Source organism: Streptomyces tritici (genome assembly GCF_048500665.1).
Taxonomy (GTDB): Bacteria; Actinomycetota; Actinomycetes; order Streptomycetales; family Streptomycetaceae; genus Streptomyces; species Streptomyces tritici.
Genome location: NZ_CP183183.1, coordinates 2,767,528 through 2,783,995, shown reverse-complemented (window position 1 = coordinate 2,783,995; position 16,468 = coordinate 2,767,528). Strand labels below are relative to the sequence as shown.

The 16,468-nt window shown below is 73.4% G+C and carries 14 protein-coding genes; 9 read left to right on the top strand and 5 right to left on the bottom strand.

Features of this window, described 5'->3' with window-relative positions; genetic code table 11:
• Positions 1-81: 81 nt before the first annotated feature.
• The 3 genes from ACNJ93_RS12740 to ACNJ93_RS12730 form a co-directional block, all read right to left on the bottom strand.
• On the bottom strand, positions 82-936 hold the full coding sequence (locus ACNJ93_RS12740) for an EamA family transporter (RefSeq protein ID WP_418957511.1): 855 nt from the start codon (positions 934-936) through the stop codon (positions 82-84).
• The gene (locus ACNJ93_RS12735; RefSeq protein WP_418957510.1) at positions 933-1,415 is read right to left on the bottom strand and encodes a YbaK/EbsC family protein; all 483 of its coding nucleotides are present in this window, start codon (positions 1,413-1,415) and stop codon (positions 933-935) included. Before ACNJ93_RS12735 ends, ACNJ93_RS12740 begins: the two co-directional genes overlap by 4 nt.
• Before the next feature lie 105 nt (positions 1,416-1,520).
• Positions 1,521-3,155, bottom strand: a complete 1,635-nt coding sequence (locus tag ACNJ93_RS12730; RefSeq protein ID WP_418957509.1) for a penicillin-binding transpeptidase domain-containing protein — start codon at positions 3,153-3,155, stop codon at positions 1,521-1,523.
• A gap of 252 nt (positions 3,156-3,407) precedes the next feature.
• Here ACNJ93_RS12730 and ACNJ93_RS12725 point away from each other — a divergent pair, with 252 nt between their 5' ends.
• A complete protein-coding gene (locus tag ACNJ93_RS12725; protein ID WP_418957508.1) occupies positions 3,408-3,884 on the top strand; it encodes an allene oxide cyclase barrel-like domain-containing protein in 477 nt (158 codons plus the stop codon).
• A 67-nt stretch (positions 3,885-3,951) separates the two neighbouring features.
• Here the strand turns inward: ACNJ93_RS12725 and ACNJ93_RS12720 are convergent, their stop codons facing one another.
• Positions 3,952-5,682, bottom strand: coding sequence for a dolichyl-phosphate-mannose--protein mannosyltransferase (locus ACNJ93_RS12720; protein WP_418957507.1), 1,731 nt, complete (start codon positions 5,680-5,682; stop codon positions 3,952-3,954).
• 52 nt (positions 5,683-5,734) lie between these two features.
• On the opposite strand from ACNJ93_RS12720, the gene rsmI reads away from it, so the two are divergent.
• The 6 genes from rsmI to ACNJ93_RS12690 all read left to right on the top strand — a co-directional run bounded on the left by rsmI (position 5,735) and on the right by ACNJ93_RS12690 (position 11,396).
• Positions 5,735-6,598, top strand: coding sequence for a 16S rRNA (cytidine(1402)-2'-O)-methyltransferase (rsmI, locus tag ACNJ93_RS12715; protein WP_418957506.1), 864 nt, complete (start codon positions 5,735-5,737; stop codon positions 6,596-6,598).
• Positions 6,599-6,800: 202 nt separating this feature from the next.
• The gene (locus ACNJ93_RS12710) at positions 6,801-7,265 is read left to right on the top strand and encodes a hypothetical protein (protein WP_418957505.1); all 465 of its coding nucleotides are present in this window, start codon (positions 6,801-6,803) and stop codon (positions 7,263-7,265) included.
• 92 nt (positions 7,266-7,357) lie between these two features.
• Positions 7,358-8,227 carry a TatD family hydrolase gene (locus ACNJ93_RS12705; protein ID WP_418957504.1) on the top strand — a complete coding sequence of 290 codons (870 nt, stop codon included), beginning with the start codon at positions 7,358-7,360 and terminating at the stop codon, positions 8,225-8,227.
• A 71-nt stretch (positions 8,228-8,298) separates the two neighbouring features.
• The gene (locus ACNJ93_RS12700; protein ID WP_418957503.1) at positions 8,299-9,603 is read left to right on the top strand and encodes a ubiquitin-like domain-containing protein; all 1,305 of its coding nucleotides are present in this window, start codon (positions 8,299-8,301) and stop codon (positions 9,601-9,603) included.
• Between the two features lie 16 nt (positions 9,604-9,619).
• Positions 9,620-10,498, top strand: a complete 879-nt coding sequence (gene rsmA / locus ACNJ93_RS12695) for a 16S rRNA (adenine(1518)-N(6)/adenine(1519)-N(6))-dimethyltransferase RsmA (protein ID WP_418957502.1) — start codon at positions 9,620-9,622, stop codon at positions 10,496-10,498.
• A complete protein-coding gene (locus ACNJ93_RS12690) occupies positions 10,491-11,396 on the top strand; it encodes a 4-(cytidine 5'-diphospho)-2-C-methyl-D-erythritol kinase (protein ID WP_418957501.1) in 906 nt (301 codons plus the stop codon). Before rsmA ends, ACNJ93_RS12690 begins: the two co-directional genes overlap by 8 nt.
• On the opposite strand, the gene ACNJ93_RS12685 is transcribed toward ACNJ93_RS12690, so the two are convergent.
• On the bottom strand, positions 11,393-12,442 hold the full coding sequence (locus ACNJ93_RS12685) for a hypothetical protein (RefSeq protein WP_418957500.1): 1,050 nt from the start codon (positions 12,440-12,442) through the stop codon (positions 11,393-11,395). The two genes, ACNJ93_RS12690 and ACNJ93_RS12685, sit on opposite strands and share 4 nt — an antisense overlap.
• Before the next feature lie 152 nt (positions 12,443-12,594).
• Here ACNJ93_RS12685 and ACNJ93_RS12680 point away from each other — a divergent pair, with 152 nt between their 5' ends.
• The gene (locus ACNJ93_RS12680; RefSeq protein WP_418957499.1) at positions 12,595-14,391 is read left to right on the top strand and encodes an ABC-F family ATP-binding cassette domain-containing protein; all 1,797 of its coding nucleotides are present in this window, start codon (positions 12,595-12,597) and stop codon (positions 14,389-14,391) included.
• 253 nt (positions 14,392-14,644) lie between these two features.
• Positions 14,645-16,459, top strand: a complete 1,815-nt coding sequence (locus ACNJ93_RS12675) for a PQQ-binding-like beta-propeller repeat protein (RefSeq protein ID WP_418957498.1) — start codon at positions 14,645-14,647, stop codon at positions 16,457-16,459.
• The last annotated feature ends 9 nt before the right edge of the window (positions 16,460-16,468 follow it).

The window sequence follows — 16,468 nt, the reverse complement described above, 5'->3', positions numbered from 1 at the left end:
CAGCGCGCGATTGACGTCCAGGATCACCTCGATCCCCGGCTCCCGCGTCCCCCCGTAGGTCAGTGCCGCCCCGCCTGCCCGTCACCCCGTCGTCAGCATCAACCCGATGCCGATCGCCATGAGGGTGGCGGCCGCGATCCGCGGGGTGCCGAAGCGTTCCTTGAAGAAGACGGTGCCGATGGCCGCGCCGACGATGACGGAGGATTCGCGGAGGGCGGCGACGGGGGCCAACGGGGCCTGCGTCTGGGCCCAGAGGACCAGGGCGTAGGCCGCGACGGAGAGGGCGGCGCCCAGGAGGCCGCGGGTGGCGTGCGGGGGCAGGTCGGCGGCGAGGGACGACGGGCCCCGGCGGCAGAGCGCGTACGCGGGGATCACCAGGCCCTGCAGGACCATCAGCCACGCGATGTAGCCGAGCGGCGAGCCCGAGGCGCGGGCGCCCATGCCGTCGACGACGGTGTACGCCGCGATCGCCAGGCCCGTGCCGAGCGCCGCCAGCAGGGCCGGCCAGTCGGGGCGCCGGCCCGAGCCGCGGATGCCCCACAGGGCCAGGCCCGTCAGCCCCGCGCACGCCACCGCGACGCCCGCGAGCTGCGGCGCCGCCGGGATCTCGTCCAGGAACAGCGCCGCCAGGAGGGTCACCGCCAGCGGGGCGGTGCCCCGGGCGATCGGGTACATCTGCCCGAAGTCGCCCAGCGCGAACGACCGCATCAGCAGGGCGTAGTACCCGATGTGCAGCGCCGCCGAGGCGATCAGGTACGGCCACGCCCCCGCCGCCGGCACCGGGACGAACAGCGCCGCCACCCCGCCGATCACCGCCCCGCCGCCGGATATGAGCGTGAAGGAGAGCAGCTGGTCCTTGATGTGGTGCGCGATCGCGTTCCACGTGGCGTGCGTGACCGCCGCGACGAGGACCGCGGCGACGACCAGCGGCGTCACGCGGTCCGTTCCCGGACGTCCACCAGCGTGCCGCCCGCGTGGGCGATCAGCGTCTTGGGCTCCATCGGGAACACCGTGTACGGGGTGCCCGCCGCCGCCCACACCACGTCGTGGTCGAGCAGGCCCCGGTCGGCCAGGACGCGGGTCCTCGTCCGGTGCCCGAACGGCGGGACGCCGCCGATCGCGTACCCCGTCGCCTCCCGGACCACCGCCGCGTCCGGCCGCGTCACCTTGCCCGCGCCCAGCTCCGCCCGCACCCGCTCGACGTCGACCCGCGACGAGCCGTCCATGAGGACGAGCACCGGCACGCCGTCCGCCGCGAAGATCAGCGACTTGACGATCTCGGACGTGGCGCAGCCGATCGCCGCGGCCGCCTCCGCGGCGGTGCGGGTGGCGTCCGGGAAGCGCCGTACCTCGACCTCGATGCCGAGGTCCTGCAGCGCGGCGGCGAACTGGGGGTGTGCGAGCGATTCCGTCATGGCCGCACGCTAGCGGTACGTGTACGGGCCATGCGAGCGCGTTTCACCCCCGTGCGCCACCGCCCCCGAACCCCGCAACTGCCACCGCTGTCACCGTCGCTACCATTACCGCGCGTTCAGCACCCGCGCCACGACCGGGCCCGCCGCGTCGCCGCCGTGGCCGCCCGACTGGACGACCGCCGCTGCGGCGAGGTCGCCGGCGTAGCCGGTGAACCAACTGTTGGACGTGGCCTGGTTGTCGACCTCCGCGGAGCCCGTCTTCGCGCCCTTGTCGCCGCGCACGCCCGCCATCGCGTCGGCGCCGGTGCCGCTGACCGCGGTGCGCCGCATCATCGCGCGCAGCTGCTGGGCGACGGAGTCCGGCAGGGAGCGGGCGGCCTTGGCGATCGGCCGGTCGTCCAGGTCCTTCGCGACGAGGATCGGCTGCTTGAACGTGCCGTGCTTCGCGGTCGCCGTGATGGACGCGATGTTGAGCACGTTCATCTGCACCGTGCCCTGCCCGATGTACTGCGCGGCCGCGGTGCCGCCGGTGGCCTCGGGAACGGAGCCGTCGTACGTCGGGACGCCGGTCTGCCAGTCGAGCCCGATGCCGAACACGTCCGTGGCCACCTTGCCGAGCGCGGCGTCGTCGCCGACGTCGTCGATCAGCTTGATGAAGGCGGTGTTGCAGGACCGGGCGAAACTCTCCCCGAACGTCCGGCCGTTGAGCTCGAAGTGCTTGAGGTTGTGGAACGGCGTGCCGTAGTACGAGACGTTCTTCGGGCACTCCGCCACCCGGTCCGCCGCCACGAGCCCCTTCTCCAGGAGCAGCGCCGCGGTGACGATCTTCAGTGTGGAGCCGGGCGCCTGCTTGCCGAGGAAGGCGGTGTTGAAGCCGGCCGCCGGGCTGTTCGCGACCGCGCGGATCTCGCCGGTCGACGGCTTGATCGCGACGACGGACGCCTGCCCGTACTGCTTCACGGCGCGCTCCGCCGCGGCCTGCACGTCCGCGTCGATGGTCGTCCGCAGCGTGCCCGGCTCGCCCTTGACGAGGGTGAGCAGGGTGCTGTCGGGTACGCCGTCCTCGGTGGACTCCAGGACGGTCTCCACGCCGGCCCTGCCGCCGGTCTTCGCCCCGTACTTCGCGCGCAGTTCGTCGAGGACCGGGCCGAGCGAGGGGTACTTCTCGCGGCTCAGCTCGCGGCCTTCGCGGTCGACGGCCTTGATCTCGGCGGACGTGGCCGCGCCGGTCCGCAGGGAGGTCGTCTTCGTCAGCCGCGGGTGGACCACGGAGGGCTGCCAGTCGACCAGCGGCCGGCCCGTGCTCAGGCCGCGTACGACGGTGAGCTGGGAGGTGTACGTCCAGGGCTTCGAGGTGCCCTCGTAGGTGACCGTGGCCTGCACCGTGAAGGGCACCTTCGTGCCGACGGGCGTGCCGGGCGTGATCACGGCCTTCGAGACGGCCGCGTCCGCGGTGTAGGCGGCCAGGACGGGCCCGGCGTCGACCGGGTTGTTGGTCAGCTGGGCGGCGGCGTCCGGCGAACCGGACGCCCAGGCGTCCAGGAACTTCTTCGCGGTCTGCGACACCTCGTCCTGCGTGACGGGCCCGGATCTGCGTGTCTCGGGGGCGGACGCGGCGCCGATCCCGTCCGAGGCGCCTCCGCTGATCCCCTGCCAGAGGTTGTAGCCGCCGTACCCGACCCCGCCCGCCACGACGACGAAGACGCCCCCGACGATCGCGGTTCTCACTCCACTGCGCATCCCTGTGGTTCCCCTCCCCAGGAGCTCGCTTGAACGTGTTCAAGCGAATGGACAGGAGCACCCTACGTCAGACGCGTGACAGGAGTGACGGTTGTTATTCGAGCGTGGCCTGGTCATGCCTCCCGAGGCATAACGCCATAGCGATATTCGTCTTGGACGTGATGATCCGAGCGCCATAACGTCGGAGGCGTCGCACCAAGCAGCCTCAAGTGCGAGACAGCGCAAGGCAGTTCAATCGCGAGGGGATTCATCATGCTCATCAAGAGGTTCGCCGCCGTCACCCTGGCCGCCGCCACCCTCGGCGTCCTCGCCGTCGGCAGCGCCGGCGCCGCCGACACGTCGGCCCCGAAGAAGCGCGTCGAGGTCCTCGAGCTGAAGGTCGAGAACCTGCAGTACGAGTCGATCGACCTCGGCGCGGCCGGGCCGAGCCAGGGCGACATGAACGCCTTCTCCGGCACCACCTCGAAGGACGGCCGCGTGGTCGGACTCGGCGGCGGCACCTGCGAGGTCGTCCGCGTCGAGGGCGACCGGCAGACGTCGCAGTGCGTGATCACGGCCAAGCTCGAGAAGGGCTCCCTGACCATGCAGGCCCTCTGGGAGCGCGGGGCGCCGGAGCTCGAGATGGCCATCACCGGCGGCACCGGCGCCTACAAGGGCGCGAGCGGCACCGCCTACTACTGGGACATCGCCACCCCCGACGAGCGCATCCGCGCCGAGATCACCCGCTGACCCGACCACCCACGGGGGTACGAAAAAGGGCGCAGCCACCCGGCCGCGCCCTTTTTCGCGTGTCCGCCTAGACCCAGGTGTCCAGCCACATCCGCGCGCGCCAGTCGTCCATCGGGATCGGGCTGCCCGTGTAGAGCGGCCAGAAGTAGATGAAGTTCCAGATGATGAGGAGGACCAGGACGCCGGCGCCGACCGCGCCCAAGGTGCGGCGGCGTTCCGTGGAGCCCGGGGGGCCGATCAGGGCGCCGATCATCATCGTCACCGCCAGGCACAGGAACGGGACGAAGACCACCGCGTAGAAGAGGAAGATCGTGCGCTCCTGGTAGAAGAACCAGGGCACCCAGCCCGCCGCGATCCCGCAGGCGATCGCCCCGGCGCGCCAGTCGCGGCGGAAGAACCAGCGCCACAGCACGTACAGGACCGCGAAGCAGGCCGCCCACCACAGCAGCGGCGTGCCGAGCGCCAGCACCTCGCGGGCGCACTTCTCCGTCAGGTCCGCCGGGCAGCCGTCCTTGCCGGGCGCGGGGTCCTCGTAGAAGTACGAGACCGGGCGGCCCAGGACGATCCAGCTCCACGGGTTCGACTCGTACGTGTGGCCCGACGTCAGGTTGACGTGGAAGTGGTAGACCTCGGTCTCGTAGTGCCACAGGCTCCGCAGCCAGTCCGGGAGCCACGACCAGAGACCGGCGCCGTGCGCCTTGTCCTGCTCGGCCGCCCAGTTGCGGAAGTAGCCCTTGTCGGAGGCGATCCAGCCGGTCCACGAGGCGACGTACGTGACGAGGGCGACCGGCACCACCGAGACGAACGCCGGGACCAGGTCCTTGCGCAGCACCGCCCCGTACGGGTGCACCGCACCGGCCGTCCGCCGCGCGCCGACGTCCCACAGGACCGTCAGCAGACCGAACGCGGCCATGATGTACAGGCCGTTCCACTTCGTCGCGAACGCCAGGCCCAGCATCACGCCCGCCGCCAGCCGCCACGGCCGCCACCCGAGCCGCAGGCCCTCCGCCACCGCCGCGTCCGGGCGCAGCACCCCCTCGTCGTCCTCCGGGAGCGCCGCCGCGATCCGCTGCCGCGACCGGTCCCGGTCGATCAGGAGGCAGCCGAACGCGCCGACCACGAAGAACATCAGCACCTGGTCGAGCAGCGCCGTGCGGCTCATCACGAAGTGCAGGCCGTCCACCGCGAGCAGCGTGCCCGCCAGACAGCCCAGGAACGTCGAGCGGAACAGCCGCCGGCCGATCCGGCACAGCATCAGCACCGACAGCGTGCCGAGCACCGCGACCATGAACCGCCAGCCGAACGGCGTGAAGCCGAAGAACTGCTCGCCCAGGCCGATGACCCACTTGCCGACCGGCGGATGCACGACGTACCCCGGCTCCACCGGCACCGTGACCGCGTCCGGGTTCGCCAGGATCGACTTGTCGACGTCCTTCGGCCAGGACCCCTCGTAGCCCTGGTTGATCAGGGCCCAGGCGTCCTTCGCGTAGTACGTCTCGTCGAATATCACCGCCTTCGGGCTGCCCAGGTTCCAGAACCGCAGCAGCCCCGCGACCAGCGCCACGAGCAGCGGGCCGCCCCAGGCCGCCCAGCGCACCACGAAGTCGACGACGCCCCGCGGCAGCCCGAGCAGCGCCACCGCCGTCGCGGACGGCTTCGTGTACGGCGGCACCAGCCGCTCCCGCAGCCCGGCCCGCGCCGGGGCCGCATAGCCGAACCGGCGCAGACGCCGCTGCCACGGCGGCGGCTGCTGCCCGGCTTCCTGACCCTGCTGGGGGTGTGGTGCGGTACTGGTCACCGCGCCATCGTAGGGAACGCGCCTGTGCGAGGCGCGCGTCCGGGCTGCGAGGATGACCCATGTGACAGGAACGCTGGTACTCGCAGGGACCCCCATCGGCGACATCGCGGACGCGCCGCCCCGGCTCGCCGCCGAGCTGGAACGCGCCGACATCGTCGCCGCCGAGGACACCCGGCGGCTGCGGGGGCTGACCCGCGCCCTCGGTGTGCACACCACCGGCCGGGTCGTCTCCTACTTCGAGGGCAACGAGTCCGCCCGTACGCCCGAACTGGTCGAGGCGCTGGCCGGCGGCGCCCGGGTGCTGCTGGTCACCGACGCGGGCATGCCGTCCGTCTCCGACCCCGGGTACCGGCTGGTCGCCGCCGCCGTCGAGCAGGACATCAAGGTCACCGCCGTGCCCGGCCCCTCCGCCGTGCTCACCGCGCTCGCCCTGTCCGGACTCCCGGTCGACCGCTTCTGCTTCGAGGGCTTCCTGCCCCGCAAGGCCGGCGAGCGGCTCGGCCGGCTCCGCGAGGTCGCCGGCGAGCGCCGCACCCTCGTCTACTTCGAGGCCCCGCACCGTCTCGACGACACCCTCGCCGCCATGGCCGAGGTGTTCGGCGAGGACCGGCGCGCCGCCGTCTGCCGCGAGCTGACCAAGACGTACGAGGAGGTCAAGCGGGGCCCGCTCGGCGAACTGGCCGTCTGGGCGAAGGAGGGCGTGCGCGGCGAGATCACCGTGGTCGTCGAGGGCGCCCCGGAGACCGGGCCGGCCGAGCTCGACGCGGAGGAGCTGGTGCGCCGGGTCCGCGTGCGCGAGGAGGCGGGGGAGCGGCGCAAGGAGGCCATCGCCGCCGTCGCCGCGGAGACCGGACTGCCCAAGCGCGAGGTCTTCGACGCCGTCGTCGCCGCGAAGAACGCCGAATCGCAGCCGTAGAGCTGCCCCGGGCGGGCAGTCGCAGGGCTGAGCCACGCGGCGGTCGCGGGCCCGGCGGCGGTCGCGGCGGTCCCGAATCCCGCCGAAGGGCTAACCTGAAAGGCAAAGCCTCCGCCGTGTCGCGGACGGTCCCGGCACCCTCCGCTGATGCGCTCCGGCCGAAATGGGCGTCCACTGGTCAGTGGAGTGGAGAGGAGCTGGTATGAGCGAGATCACCGGCGCATCCGTCGGCCACGAGGAGTACTCCTTCGCCTGCGCCCGCTGCGGATACGGCTGGGAGCAGGCGTACGACATCGAGCACCGCCTCGACGCCGACGGCCGTCAGTTCGTCGTCTACCGGACCGAGGGCGCGCGGGTGCCCTCGCCGCTGTCCGATCTGGCCTGCCCCAACTGCGAGCGCCGCGGCGCGGTCCGGATCCTGAGGTCCGGGCAGGTGTCCACGGCCCTGCGGGTGCTGGAGGAGGTCGGACACATCCCGCCCGCCGCCGCGCCGGGGCCCGCGGGCGAGCACACCGCCGTGCACCGCGCGGAACCGACGGGCGCACGCACCGGGGAGCCCCCCGGCCCGGTCAAGGAACCCGGCTCCACCGAGGCGCGCCCGGCCAAGGAACAGGAACACCACCGGCACCTCTCCGACCTGCTCCACCCCTTCCGCGACCGCAAGTGACCACGGCGCCCCACCACGGCGGGTGACCCGGGCCCTCCGCGACGGCCGGGCGCGCCCGACCGGCCTCCCGGCCGTCCTCGTACGATCGGGTCATGACCTCCAAGGACGCCCCGCCGCCGCTGCCCGAGCCCCTGCTGGTGCCCGTGGCGGACTCGCACACCCACCTCGACATGCAGTCCGGCACCGTCGAGGAGGCCCTCGCGCGGGCCGCCGCCGTCGGCGTGACGACGGTGGTCCAGGTGGGCTGCGACGTGAAGGGCTCCCGGTGGGCCGCCGAGACGGCCGCCGCGCACCCCCAGGTGCACGCCGCCGTCGCCCTGCACCCCAACGAGGCCCCGCGCATCGTCCTCGGCGACCCCGACGGCTGGTCCCGGCAGGGCGCCCGGGAGGCCGGCGGGGACGCGGCGCTCGACGAGGCGCTGGCCGAGATCGAGCGGCTCGCCGCCCTGCCCGAGGTCAGGGGCGTCGGCGAGACCGGCCTCGACTTCTTCCGCACCGGCCCCGAGGGCATCGCCGCCCAGGAGCGCTCCTTCCGCGCCCACATCGAGATCGCCAAGCGGCAGGGCAAGGCGCTGGTCATCCACGACCGCGAGGCGCACGCCGACGTGCTGCGGATCCTCGACGAGGAGGGCGCGCCCGAGCGGACCGTCTTCCACTGCTACTCCGGCGACGCGGCCATGGCGGAGATCTGCGCGGCCAAGGGCTACTACATGTCCTTCGCCGGCAACGTCACCTTCAAGAACGCCCAGCCCCTGCGCGACGCCCTCGCCGTGGCCCCGCGCGAGCTGCTCCTGGTCGAGACCGACGCGCCGTTCCTGACGCCCGTGCCGTACCGGGGCCGGCCGAACGCGCCGTACCTGATCCCGCTCACCGTCCGCGCGATGGCCGAGGTCCGGGGCGAGGACGTGGACGAGCTGTGCGCGGCGCTCGCCGCGAACACCGCACTGGCCTTCGATTACTGATCCATAACTCTGACCGTCCGTAGTCGCGCTGCTTTGGAGAGTGACCGGCGCTCCGCTAAGGTCCCGGCCTCGTGAGCACCTCGCAGGGCAGTCACCGGGCCGCACGCCGCGGCGGCCGCCGCGCCGCGGCCGCCACGGTCGAGCCGCCGTCCGTCCCGCCGCCGGCGACCCCCTCGATCCACGAGTACGACACGCAGCCCTACGCGATCGAGGTCGCCCCGCCCGCCCCCTCGGGCCGGGCCGCGGCCCGGCGGGCCGCCCGCCGCCGCCGGGCCGCCCCCGCCGGCGAGGGCCTGCGCCGGCTCGTCCCGCAGGCCCTGGTCGTCGCCTTCCTGGCCGGCGGCACGACGGCCTTCGTCGCCGACGACAAGGCCGTCCGGCTCAGCGTCGACGGCGTCCCGCGCACCCTGCACACCTTCGCCGACGACGTCGGCGAACTGCTCGCCGACGAGGGCCTGGCCACCGGCGCGCACGACCTCGTCGCCCCCGGCCCCGGCACGGCCCTCGACGACGGCGACGAGGTCGTCGTCCGCTACGGCCGGCCCGTGCGGCTCACCCTCGACGGACAGCGCCGCCAGGTGTGGACCACCGCCCGCACCGTCGAGGGCGCGCTGCGCCAGCTCGGCGTGCGGGCGGAGGGCGCGTACCTGTCCGTGTCCCGTTCCGCGCCGATCGGCCGCGCCGGACTCGCCCTGGACGTGCGCACCGAACGCACCGTCACCCTGCTGGCCGACGGCCGGGAGCGGACCGTGCGGACCAACGCCGCCACCGTCCGCGAGGTCGTCGAGGAGGCCGGGATCACCCTCTCCGGCCAGGACACGACCTCCGTGCCGCCCGACTCCTTCCCGCACGACGGCCAGACCGTCACCGTGCTGCGGATCACCGGCACCCGGGAGGTCCGCGAGGAGCCCGTCCCGTACGCGGTCGAGCGGGTCCGCGACCCGGAGCTGTTCGCCGGCACCGAGGTCGTCGAACGGCAGGGCGTGCAGGGCGTGCGCCGGGTCACGTACGTGCTGCGCACCGTCAACGGGGTCCGGCAGAAGCCGCGCCGGACCTCCGAGGAGCTGGTGCGCGCGCCCGTCGCCCAGCGCGTCAAGGTGGGCACGAAGCCGCTGCCCCGCTCGGTCGCCGGCGCGGACGGCCTGAACTGGGGCGCGCTCGCCCAGTGCGAGTCCGGCGGCCGGCCGGACGCCGTCGATCCCTCCGGGACGTACGGCGGGCTGTACCAGTTCGACCCCGGCACCTGGCGGTCCCTCGGCGGCAGCGGGGTCGCGCAGGACGCGCCCGCTGCGGAGCAGACGTACCGGGCGAAGAAGCTGTACGTGCAGCGGGGCGCCAGTCCGTGGCCGCACTGCGGCCGAAGGCTGTACCGGTGAGCCGTAGGCTGTACCGGTGAGCACCACCGATCCCGCCGACGTCCTCCTCGGCCCCGCCGACATCCGCGAACTGGCCGCGGCGCTGGGCGTCCGGCCCACGAAGCAGCGCGGCCAGAACTTCGTCATCGACGCCAACACGGTGCGGCGGATCGTCCGCACCGCCGAGGTGCGCCCCGACGACGTGGTCGTGGAGGTCGGCCCGGGACTCGGGTCCCTGACGCTGGCCCTGCTCGAGGCCGCCGACCGGGTCACGGCCGTCGAGATCGACGACGTCCTCGCCGCGGCCCTGCCCGCGACGATCGAGGCCCGTCTCCCGGCGAAGAAGGACCGCTTCGCGCTCGTGCACTCCGACGCCATGCACGTCCGGGAGCTGCCCGGTCCGCCGCCGACGGCGCTGGTCGCGAACCTGCCGTACAACGTGGCCGTCCCGGTCCTGCTGCACATGCTGGACCGCTTCCCGAGCATTCAGCGGACGCTCGTGATGGTGCAGGCCGAGGTCGCCGACCGGCTCGCCGCGGGGCCCGGCAACAAGGTGTACGGCGTGCCGTCGGTCAAGGCCAACTGGTACGCCGAGGTCAAGCGCGCCGGGGCGATCGGCCGCAACGTGTTCTGGCCCGCGCCCAACGTCGACTCGGGCCTCGTCTCGCTGGTGCGCCGCTCCGAGCCGCTCGCCACGACGGCGACGAAGGACGAGGTCTTCGCGGTGGTGGACGCGGCCTTCGCGCAGCGCCGCAAGACGCTGCGGGCCGCGCTGGCCGGCTGGGCCGGTTCGCCGGCCGCGGCGGAGGAGGCCCTGGTCAGGGCAGGCATCTCGCCGCAGGCGCGCGGCGAGGCGCTGACGGTCGAGGAGTTCGCGCGGATCGCGGAGAACCGGGGGGAGAAGAAGGATGGCTGAGCCGAAGAGCGTGACCGTACGCGTGCCCGCGAAGGTCAACGTGCAGCTGGCGGTGGGCGGGGCGCGGCCGGACGGCTTCCACGACCTCGCCAACGTGTTCCTGGCGGTGTCGCTGTTCGACGAGGTGACGGTGCGTCCGGCGGACGCGCTGACCGTGACCTGCTCGGGCCCGGACGCCGGCCAGGTGCCGCTGGACCGGACGAACCTGGCGGCGCGGGCCGCCGAGCTGCTGGCCGCGCGGCACGGCATCGAGCCGCACGTCCACATCCACATCGCCAAGGACATCCCGGTCGCCGGCGGCATGGCCGGCGGCAGCGCGGACGGCGCCGGCGCGCTGCTGGCCTGCGACGCGCTGTGGGGCCTGGACTCCCCGCGCGCGGAGCTCCTGGAGATCTGCGCCGAGCTCGGCAGCGACGTGCCGTTCAGCCTCGCCGGCGGGGCGGCGCTCGGCGTCGGCCGCGGGGAGCGGCTGACGGAGCTGCCCGTCGGCGGCGCCTTCCACTGGGTGTTCGCGGTCGCCGACGGCGGCCTGTCGACCCCGGCCGTGTACCGCGAGTTCGACCGCCTCAACGAGGGCGTGACCGTCCCCGAGCCGGTCGCCGCGCCGGAGCTGCTCGACGCCCTGCGCACGGGCGACACGGCCGCGCTGGCCGCGACGCTCGCCAACGACCTCCAGCCCGCGGCCCTCTCCCTGCGCCCCTCCCTGGCCGCCACCCTGGAGACGGGCATGCAGGCCGGTGCCCTCGCGGCCCTGGTCTCCGGCTCGGGCCCGACGACGGCGTTCCTGACGAAGGACGAGGAGTCCGCCCGCGCGGTCGCCGAGGCCCTCACGGCCTCCGGCACCTGCCGCACCGCCCGCGTCGCGTCCTCCCCGGCGCCCGGGGCGACCGTGCTCTAGGAGCCGGCGGACGGCCGCTCGAGCACGCAGCCGTGCGTCTTCGCCGACGCCGCGGCGAAGCGCGCGAGGGCCGCGCGCAGGCCCGGGTGGTCCGGGACCGGCCGGGCGGCGCCCTCCGCGGGGGAGTCGATCTCGTAGACGGCGGTGTCGCCCGCGCCCGGGCAGCGGGCGGTCAGGTAGTAGTGGCCGTCCGCCCGGTCGCCCGGCCCCGCCTCGCGGGCGAAGGCCAGTTTGGTGCCCACGAACGGGCCGTACGTCGCCCGCAGCTCGTACAGCGGGCCCAGCGCCCCGCCGAGCGTGCAGCCCTCCACCGCCTTCGGGCCCGCCGCCGACTCGACGGCCGTCCGCACGCCCCAGCGCGCCGCCGTCGCGGCGTCCAGGACGCCCGCGCAGGCGCCGGACACCGCGGCGAAGGGCTTGGGGTCCGTCGCCGAGACCCCCGGGGCGACGACGGCCCCGCCGGGCTTCGCCGCGCAGCCGGTGCGGCGCGCGTACGACATCGCCGTCGTGGTCAGCAGCTCCGTGAGCCGGGCCCGGGCCGGGGCCTTGGTGAAGTCGGCCCGGTCCACCCGGGCGGAGACGTCGGCGATCAGGCCCTCGCCCGGCTCCTTCCCGCAGTCGAGCAGGATCGTCGCGGACGCCTCGCCGCGGCCGTCCTCGTCCGTGCCGGGGGTGAAGGAGAAGCCGCCGGTCCAGCCGTTCCCGAGCGGCGCGTCCGCCGGTTCCGCGTCGACGGCCACCGCCCGCCGGTCCGCCCGCTGCACCGACACCATGACGCGGGCGAGGCCGTCCTCGCGGTCGGCCTCGTACACCTTGCACCGCCAGGTCCGTGCGCCCGAGATGTGCTCGGTCGTGACCTCCGTGCCGTCGAGCAGCGCCCGCAGCGGCCCGGCCGCCAGGTCGCCGTCGCACGCCGAGTCCAGGGCCCGGTCGTGGCGCCAGGCGTCGTAGCCGCCGGACGCCCAGAACAGCCCGCCCGCGACGGCGACCGCCGCCGCCGTCCACACGGCCGTCAGCCGTATCCGCCGCTTCGCCAGCGCGCCCACTCCCCGCTCTCCCGAGCCCCGTCGCGCCGTGACGGGCCCGGCGATCTCCGCTTCCGTGCCCGTACGCGCGCTCGAACGATCACCGCACGCTATCCCACCCGCCGCGCCGTCTACCCTGGGACGTCGATCGATCCCCCGGTACAGGAGTCAAGGTGGCCGTCAACCTGGTCAATGTCGAGGCAGTCAGCAAGGTGTACGGCACCCGTGCCCTGCTCGACGGCGTGTCCCTCGGCGTCTCCGAAGGCGACCGGATCGGCGTCGTCGGCCGCAACGGCGACGGCAAGACGACCCTCGTCCGCATGCTCGCCAAGCTGGAGGAGGCCGACACCGGCCGCGTCACCCACAGCGGCGGGCTGCGTCTCGGCGTGCTCACCCAGCACGACTCGCTCGACCCGACGGCGACGATCCGCCACGAGGTCATCGGCGACCTGGCCGACCACGAGTGGGCCGGCAGCGCCAAGATCCGCGACGTGCTCACCGGCCTCTTCGGCGGCCTGGACCTGCCCGGCTTCGAGAAGGGTCTCGACACCGTCATCGGCCCGCTCTCCGGCGGCGAGCGCCGCCGCATCGCGCTCGCCAAGCTCCTCATCGAGGAGCAGGACCTGATCGTCCTGGACGAGCCCACCAACCACCTCGACGTCGAGGGCATCGCCTGGCTCGCCCGCCACCTGCAGACCCGCCGCTCCGCGCTGGTCTGCGTCACCCACGACCGCTGGTTCCTCGACCAGGTCTGCACCCGCATGTGGGACGTGCAGCGCGGCAGCGTGTACGAGTACGAGGGCGGCTACTCCGACTACGTCTTCGCCCGCGCCGAGCGCGAGCGCATCGCCGCCACCGAGGAGGTCAAGCGGCAGAACCTGGTCCGCAAGGAGCTGGCCTGGCTGCGCCGCGGCGCCCCCGCCCGCACCTCCAAGCCGCGTTTCCGGATCGAGGCGGCGAACGCGCTGATCGCCGACGTGCCGGAGCCCCGCGACAGGAGCGAACTGATGAAGTTCGCGAACGCGCGGCTCGGCAAGACCGTGTTCGACCTGGAGGACGTGAGCATCACCGCCGGCCCGAAGGAGCTGCTCAAGCACCTGACCTGGCAGCTCGGCCCGGGCGACCGCATCGGCCTGGTCGGCGTCAACGGCGCCGGCAAGACCTCGCTGCTGCGGGCCCTGGCGGATGCCGCGGTCACCCAGGGCGACATCCAGCCCGCCGCCGGGCGGATCGTCGTCGGCAAGACCGTGCGGCTCGCCTACCTCTCGCAGGACGTCACCGAACTGCCCGCCCAGCTGCGGGTCCTGGAGGCCGTGCAGCAGATCCGCGACCGGGTCGACCTCGGCAAGGGCCGCGAGATGACGGCCGGTCAGCTGTGCGAGCAGTTCGGCTTCGGCAAGGAGAAGCAGTGGACGCCGGTCGGCGACCTCTCCGGCGGCGAGCGGCGCCGGCTGCAGCTGCTGCGCCTGCTCATGGACGAGCCGAACGTGCTGTTCCTCGACGAGCCGACCAACGACCTCGACATCGAGACCCTGACCCAGCTGGAGGACCTCCTCGACGGCTGGCCCGGCTCCATGATCGTGATCTCGCACGACCGGTTCTTCATCGAGCGCACCACCGACCGCACCTTCGCGCTGCTCGGAGACCGGACCCTGCGGATGCTGCCGCGCGGCATCGACGAGTACCTGGAGCGGCGGCAGAGGATGATCGAGGCCGCCGCGCCCGCCCCGGCCCCGGCCCCCGTCAAGGAGAAGTCGGCCGCCGACGCCCGCGCCGCGAAGAAGGAGCTGCAGAAGGTCGAGCGGCAGCTCGACAAGGTCTCCGACAAGGAGAGCAAGCTGCACGCGCAGATCGCCGAAAACGCCACGGACTTCGAGAAGGTGGCAGAACTGGACGCACAGCTCCGGGAACTGGCGGCCGAGCGCGAGGAGTTGGAGATGCGCTGGCTGGAGCTCGCCGAAGACGCCTAACAGGGCTGTCCGGGAGGCGCGTAGAGAAGGCGTGCAGACCCGGTAACGAGGGCATCACGGGCCGGTCCTCCCTTGGGAACAGGGGCGGACCGGTCACTTTTGCGCCAGCGCGCGGGTGGTACAAAGAAAGCCCGCTCGACTCATGTGACAGTGCGCCATCCTTGCCCGATTCGCTCCATCCCGACGGCAGCCGACCGCCGGGATCGCGGGGGAGACCGGCCGGGCACCGGACCGCACGAAGGGGGAAGCGCTGATGACTCAGCCGCCCAGCAACCCGCCGCAGGGCGGCTTCGGCGCGCCGCAGGACGTGCCGCCGTCCCAGCCGCCGCAGGCTCCGCCCGCACAGCCGCCGATGCCGCCGGCCCAGCCGCCGCAGGCCCCGCCGGTCCCGCCGGCGGCGCCCCAGCAGGGCGCGCCGCAGCCCGGCTACGGCTACCCGCAGCAGCCGCAGCCCGGGTACGGCTACCCGCAGCAGCCCGGCCCGTACGCCCAGCAGCCCGGCCCCTACGGCCAGCCGCAGCCGGGCCCGTACGGCCAGCCGCAGCCCGGCCCGTACGGCGGCTACCCGACGCAGCCGCAATACCCCGGCCCCGGCATGCCCGGGCCCGCGCCCTCCGGCAACAACCCCTTCAAGGGCAAGCCCGGCGTGATCATCGCCGCGGCGGTGGCCGGCCTGCTGGTCGTCGGCGGCGTCGCCTGGTTCGCGCTGAGCGGCGACGACGAGCCCGACCCGGTCGTCAAGCCCTCCACCTCGCCGACCGCCTCCGCCTCCGTGGACCAGGGCGACGGCGAGGGAGACGGCCGCAACGTCGAGGACGACCTCAACGCCGGCCGCAAGCCCGGCGAGGCGAAGGTCAACTGGCTCGTCAAGAACACCGTCGACCTCCCGCGCAACGGCGCCGACGTGCACGGCCCCTGGATCGTCGGCGACACCGTCGTCAAGGGCATGTACAAGAGCCTCGTCGGCTACGGCCTGTCCGACGGCAAGGAGAAGTGGAACATCCCGCTTCCCTTCGAGATGTGCGCCGCGCCCCCGCAGGTCACGGCCGACGGCAAGATCGTCATCGGTGTCAACGACAAGGCCGGCGACAAGGCCGACTGCCTGGTGCTGCAGCAGGTCGACCTGAAGACCGGCAAGCCCGGCTGGAAGAAGACCCTGCCCAAGGGCACCGGCTTCGCCTCGCTGTCCGACATCACCCTCGCCATCAGCGGCAACACCGTCACCGCGGCCGGCACCAGCAACGCCTGGGGCTTCTCCGTCGCCGACGGCCGCCAGCTGTTCACCACGCCGTCCGGCACCTGCAAGCCGTACGCCTACGCCGGCGGCACCAAGCTGATCGGCGCGTACAGCTGCCGCACCGGCAACTACGAGACCAAGCAGGAACAGCTCAGCGAGGTCGACCCCACCACGGGCAAGCCCAAGTGGACGTACAAGCTGAAGCCCAACTGGGAGGTCGACAAGGTCTACTCGGTCGACCCGCTGGTCGTCTCCGCGAAGCAGCGCGGCGAGGGCGGCGCCGAGGACAAGTGGGGCATCCAGGCGTTCAACGCCAACGGCACCCCGCGCGCCATGCTCAACGGCGGCACCCACAAGTTCGCCCCCAGCTGCGGCGGCGCCTTCGTGATCTTCGGCAAGAACCTGCAGGGCTGCACCGGCATGGCGGCCGACGCCAACACCTTCTACATGGCGACGGCCGACGACACCTCCGGTCTGTCCCGCACCAACTCCGTGGTCGCCTTCGACCTCAACACCGGCAAGATCAAGTGGACCGCCCCGGCGCCCGCCGAGCGGACCGTGACGCCCCTGCAGATGCAGGACGGCAACGTGCTGCTCTACATGGACGCCAAGTACGACAAGGGCGGCGCGCTCGCGACCCTCGCCCCCACCGGCGGCACCCCGAAGATCATCCAGCAGCACCCCGCGTCGACGTCGGAGATCGAGAACGACTTCTACAGTGCGCGCTACGCGTACGGGAACGGCACGTTCGTGATCGCCAGCGGCCGCGTCAGCGCCCGCAACGACGCGGAGGAGAAGGAGACCAAGACGATGATGGCGTTCAGCAAGTGAGGTTCGCAG

Bases quoted from the DNA above. Each gene is read 5' to 3' on its own strand.
- ACNJ93_RS12730 (WP_418957509.1), bottom strand. From the start codon at position 3,155: ATGCGCAGTGGAGTGAGAACCGCGATCGTCGGGGGCGTCTTCGTCGTC.
- ACNJ93_RS12735 (WP_418957510.1), bottom strand. From the start codon at position 1,415: ATGACGGAATCGCTCGCACACCCCCAGTTCGCCGCCGCGCTGCAGGAC.
- ACNJ93_RS12690 (WP_418957501.1), top strand. From the start codon at position 10,491: ATGGCTGAGCCGAAGAGCGTGACCGTACGCGTGCCCGCGAAGGTCAAC.
- ACNJ93_RS12675 (WP_418957498.1), top strand. From the start codon at position 14,645: ATGACTCAGCCGCCCAGCAACCCGCCGCAGGGCGGCTTCGGCGCGCCG.
- rsmI (WP_418957506.1), top strand. From the start codon at position 5,735: ATGACCCATGTGACAGGAACGCTGGTACTCGCAGGGACCCCCATCGGC.
- ACNJ93_RS12710 (WP_418957505.1), top strand. From the start codon at position 6,801: ATGAGCGAGATCACCGGCGCATCCGTCGGCCACGAGGAGTACTCCTTC.
- ACNJ93_RS12725 (WP_418957508.1), top strand. From the start codon at position 3,408: ATGCTCATCAAGAGGTTCGCCGCCGTCACCCTGGCCGCCGCCACCCTC.
- ACNJ93_RS12705 (WP_418957504.1), top strand. From the start codon at position 7,358: ATGACCTCCAAGGACGCCCCGCCGCCGCTGCCCGAGCCCCTGCTGGTG.